Consider the following 4,331-nt stretch of genomic DNA (forward strand, 5'->3'; position numbering starts at 1 on the left):
TCCATTTGAGGCCGTCGACGGGGGTGGGTCCGCCGAGGGAGGCGGGTAGGGCGATGATGCGGGAGGTGGGGCGGTCGGGGAAGCGTAGGAAGTAGGAGGGTGGGTTGACGGAGTCGCCGGTGCCGTGCAGGCGGTAGGTGGCTTCGATCAGGTCCACGATCTCGGGTGCCCGGCCTTGGAGGGCGCGTTGGACCTGGGCCCCGGAGACCACCGCGAACGGCGGCACGGAACGGGGCGTGGCGGTCGCGGGCCCGTCGGCCGCGGAGTGCAGGGTCGTCATGGCGTGGTCACCTCGATGGTGGGCGAGCAGTCGGCCAGGGACGTGGCGGCGCCCATGCCGACGAGGACGTCGCGGGGGCCGTCGAACGGCTCCCTGCTGTGTGCGGTGCGGACGTTGTCGACGAGCAGGAGGTCACCGGCGCGCCAGGGCTCGCGGACCGTGTGGTCCTGGTACACGGCGTTGAGGAGGTCGATGACGTCGGGCTCGATGGCGTCGCCGTTGCCGTAGCGGGTGTTGAAGGGGAGTCCGTCGGCGCCGTAGGTGTCGAGGAGGTACTCCCGGATCTCCTCGGCGATCGTCCACTCGTTGAGGAAGGCGATCTGGTTGAACCAGCAGCGGCGTCCGGAGATCGGGTGGCGCACGACGGCGCTGCGGCGCTGGCGGGTGTGGAGGGTGCCGTCGGGCTGCCACTGGAAGGCGATGGCGTTGGCCCGGCAGTAGCGTGCGACGGCCTCGCGGTCGTCGGTGCCGAACGCCTGGGCGACGGAGGCCCCGATCTCGTCGTTGTAGGAGCGGGTCAACAGCCAACCCTGCCGTTCGAAGCGCTTGATCAGCTTCTTGGGGAGGGCGTCGAGGACGGCGCTCGCGTCCGCCACCGCGGTGGCCCCGCCGTCGGTGGGCGCGGTGCGGCAGGCGAAGAACATCAGGCCGGGGAAGCGGAGCGCGTAACTGAGTTCGTGGTGCATGCACATCGGCTGGTTCTGCGGCCACGGGGAGGAGGAGTACACGCCCTGCCCGTGGTCGTCCCGCGGTGCGAAGCTCTCCCGCTCCGCCATCAGGTCGGACGACAGCGCGTGGAAGGTCGCGGCGATCCGGTCGACGTCGGCCAGTCCCAGCCCGCGGACCAGCACCGCGCCGTGCTCCGCGAGGACGGCCAGCAGGGCGTCCCGGTTCCGCGTGGTCCACTGCGCGGGGTCCGCGCCCGCGTCGGCGGTGAGGATCGGGGGCTTGCCCGGCTGGCGGTCCACGTCGAGCGCGAGCGTTGACTGTGGCAGTGACATGTCGGTGCCTCTCCTGTCCGCGGCTGCTCCGCGTTCCCACGAGGGGGCGGGGCAGCCGTGCCGTGTGCGGCCTCATCGGGATCGTCTGGACGTCGGTGCGCAGGACGGTCTGCGCTGCGCGCGTGGGCGAGGTGCGCGAGTGGGCGCGCCGGTGCGTGGATCACGGCGGCGGTGCGGGGACGGCGCACGGTTCGCCCGCGCGCTCCTCGTGCCCGTCGAGCAGGCCGGCCAGGTCGGCGAGGACCGGGTGACTGGCGAGGTCCTTGAGCGAGACGGCCCGGTCGAGCGCGATCACGAGTTTCAGCGCCGACAGCGAGGTGCCGCCCCGACGGAAGAAGTGGTCCCGCCGACCGACCTCGTCCTCCCGGATGCCGAGGACCTCCGCCCAGGCACGGGCCAGTCGCACCTCGGTGGGGGTGTGCGGAGCGCGGTCGGCGGCCTGGGGCTCCTGCGGTCGGCCGACGAGACGGGTCAGCTGCTTGTTGTCGACCTTGCCGTTGGCGGTCAGCGGGAGCCGCTCAAGCCAATGGAAGGCGCTGGGGAGCATGTAGGAGGGCAGTGCCTGGCCGAGGCGTCCGCGCAGGTCGTCCGCCTCCAGGGGCCGCGGGCCGCTGTAGAAGGCCACCAGCTGTGGTGCCTGGCTCTCGCCGCCGACGGCCAGCACGGCGCCGTCGCTGACCCCGGGCACCCGCAGCAGGGCGTTGGCCACGTCACCGATCTCGATGCGGAAGCCGCGGATCTTGACCTGGGCGTCGCGTCGTCCGAGGAACTCCAGTTTCCCGCCGGGCAGCCACCGGCCGTAGTCGCCGCCCTTGTACAGGCGTTGTCCGATGCGGTGGGGGTCGTCGAGGAAGGCGGCGCAGGTGCGTTCGGGGTCGTTGACGTAGCCGCGGCCGACGCAGACGCCGGAGAAGACGATCTGCCCGGGGGCGCCGAGCGGCACGGGCTGCAACTGTTCGTCGACGACGTAGACGCGGACGTTGGGCACGCACGGTCCGAGTGGGACCCGGTCGTCGTTGGGGGCCTGGTTCATGACCTCGTGGTTGGTGTCGTCGGAGGTTTCCGTGAGGCCGTAGGCGTTGACGAGCTGGACGCCGGGTCGGGCCGCGAACCAGCGCTGGACGAGGCCCTTTTTGAGCGCTTCCCCGGTGACGGAGACGCAGCGGAGGTCCGGTAGTGGGCGGGGGTGGCGTTCGAGGTGGGACAGGACTGCTTCGAGGTAGGAGGGGACGACTTGGAGGACGGTGATGTGGCTGTCGGCGAGGGTGTCGACGAAGCGGGGGACGTCCATGATGGTCTGTTGGTCGATGAGGTGGGTGTGGCCGCCGGTGAGGAGGGCGGCGACCAGTTGCCACAGGGAGATGTCGAAGCATTGGGGCGCGGTCTGGGAGACGACTTGGTCCTCGCGGATGCCGAGGTCGGTGATCTTGGCGTGGAGGTGGTTGAGGAAGCCGGCGTGTTCGCACATTGCGCCTTTGGGTTCCCCGGTGGAGCCGCTGGTGAAGTAGATGTAGGCGAGTTGGTCCGCCGCGATCTTGATGCCGAGGTCTGTTGCGGACCGGGTGTGGTCGTCGGCGGCGTCGACGCCGAGCGTGCGGACGTCCGGTACGGCGCTGAGCGCCCGGTCCAAGGTGGCCGTGTTCCCGGACTCGGTCAGGACGAGGTGGCAGGCGGCGCGGGCGAGCATGGTCGCGATCCGCTCGGCCGGGAAGCCCGGCTCGATGGGGAGGTAGGCGCCGCCGGCCTTGAAGACGGCCAGGACGGCGGCCAGCCAGTCCAGGTTGCGTTCGGTGACGACCGCTACGACGTCCTCGTGCCCCAACCCCTGTTCCAGCAGCGCCCGTCCCAGGCGGTTGGCGCGCTCGTTGAGTTCCCGGTAGGTGCACTGCCGGGCGCCGTGCACGGCGGCGACGGCGTCCGGGTGGATCCGCACGCGCTCCTCGAACAGTTCGTGGAAGCGCCGGTCGGGCAGCTCCCGGTGCGGCCCGGCCAGGCCCTCCAACTGCAGACGACGCTCCGCCGCCGACAGCAGCGCCGACGGCACCGGCGCGGCCTGCGGATCGGCGGCGAACTGGGTCAGCGCGGCGCGGTGGTAGCCGGCTATCCGGGCGACGGCCGCCGCGTCCAGCGCCGCGGTCCGGTACCGCAGGAGCAGGGTGAACCCCTCGCCCTCCCGGGAGGCCGTCACCCGCAGCACGGTGCCCGCGGCCAGTTCGTCCACGGACCCCGCCAGGTCCAGTTCGACCTCGAACGGGGCGCGTTCCAGGCCCAGTTGGCGCATCAGCTCGGCAGTGGTGACCCCACGGTGGGGGAGCAGTCCGGCCACCGCCCGGGTGGCGCGCGCCACCAGTTCGCACCAACTGGCACCGGTGGTGGACACCCGGCACGGCAACGGCGTGCCGCCGTCGGCGGCACGGTACCCGGTGGTGACGTCCGGCTCCCCCGACAGCGCGGCGAGCACCGTGGCGTGCGCGGCCAACAGCACCGCCTCCACCGGGCTGCCGAGCGCCGCTGCCTGGCGGACCAGGGCCGCCCCCGTCTCCGCGGGCAGCGCCAACTCGTACCCGGCCAGGTCGGTCCCCGACTCGGTGGACCAGCGCGGCACCGCCGTGAACCCCCCGGCGGCCAGGGCTTGTTCCCAGTAGTCGCGGTCCGCTTCCGTCAGCTTCGTCATCGTCAGTGCTCCCTCTACTGCCTCGTGCCGCGGTGCCGTCGGCCCGCTCGCGGGCTGCGGCGGTGGTGGCTCGTACCGTGCCGGGTGGGCGGCCGGTCACGGGGGTCCGGGGTCAGCCGGGGGCCCGTTTGGCAACGGTCGTGCCGTGGTGCGGGGAGCGTCTCGGCGGTGTCTGGCGGTCTCCCAGGGACGCGGGCTCCGGTTCGCCGTCCGCGGGGGACTTCAGGGCACGGCGGACGTGCGTCTCGGTGGCGGGGTTGCCGGCCCAGAGGGCGTGGGGTGGTACGTCTTCGCCCTTCATGAGGAAGGAGTCGGCGGCGAGGGTGGCGCCGTCGCCGAGGGTGACGCCGTAGTGGACGAGTGAGCCGATGCCGAG

3 protein-coding genes and 1 pseudogene are annotated in these 4,331 nt (G+C 72.3%); all 4 read right to left on the reverse strand.

The features are described from left to right. Positions 1–280, reverse strand: a pseudogene (locus ABD385_RS40890) (2,3-diaminopropionate biosynthesis protein SbnB); the annotation flags it as partial. Continuing rightward, on the reverse strand, positions 277–1,281 hold the full coding sequence (locus tag ABD385_RS40895; protein WP_344585311.1) for a TauD/TfdA family dioxygenase: 1,005 nt from the start codon (positions 1,279–1,281) through the stop codon (positions 277–279). The gene ABD385_RS40895 and the pseudogene ABD385_RS40890, both read right to left, overlap by 4 nt. 160 nt (positions 1,282–1,441) lie before the next feature. After that, the gene (locus tag ABD385_RS40900) at positions 1,442–3,955 is read right to left on the reverse strand and encodes a non-ribosomal peptide synthetase (protein WP_344585312.1); all 2,514 of its coding nucleotides are present in this window, start codon (positions 3,953–3,955) and stop codon (positions 1,442–1,444) included. A 112-nt stretch (positions 3,956–4,067) separates the two neighbouring features. Next, the coding region (locus ABD385_RS40905) for a hypothetical protein (RefSeq protein ID WP_344585314.1) at positions 4,068–4,331 on the reverse strand (264 nt) is incomplete at its 5' end.

Source organism: Streptomyces lunalinharesii, assembly GCF_039532155.1.
GTDB lineage: Bacteria > Actinomycetota > Actinomycetes > Streptomycetales > Streptomycetaceae > Streptomyces > Streptomyces lunalinharesii.

Bases quoted from the DNA above. Each gene is read 5' to 3' on its own strand.
- ABD385_RS40895 (WP_344585311.1), bottom strand. From the start codon at position 1,281: ATGTCACTGCCACAGTCAACGCTCGCGCTCGACGTGGACCGCCAGCCG.
- ABD385_RS40900 (WP_344585312.1), bottom strand. From the start codon at position 3,955: ATGACGAAGCTGACGGAAGCGGACCGCGACTACTGGGAACAAGCCCTG.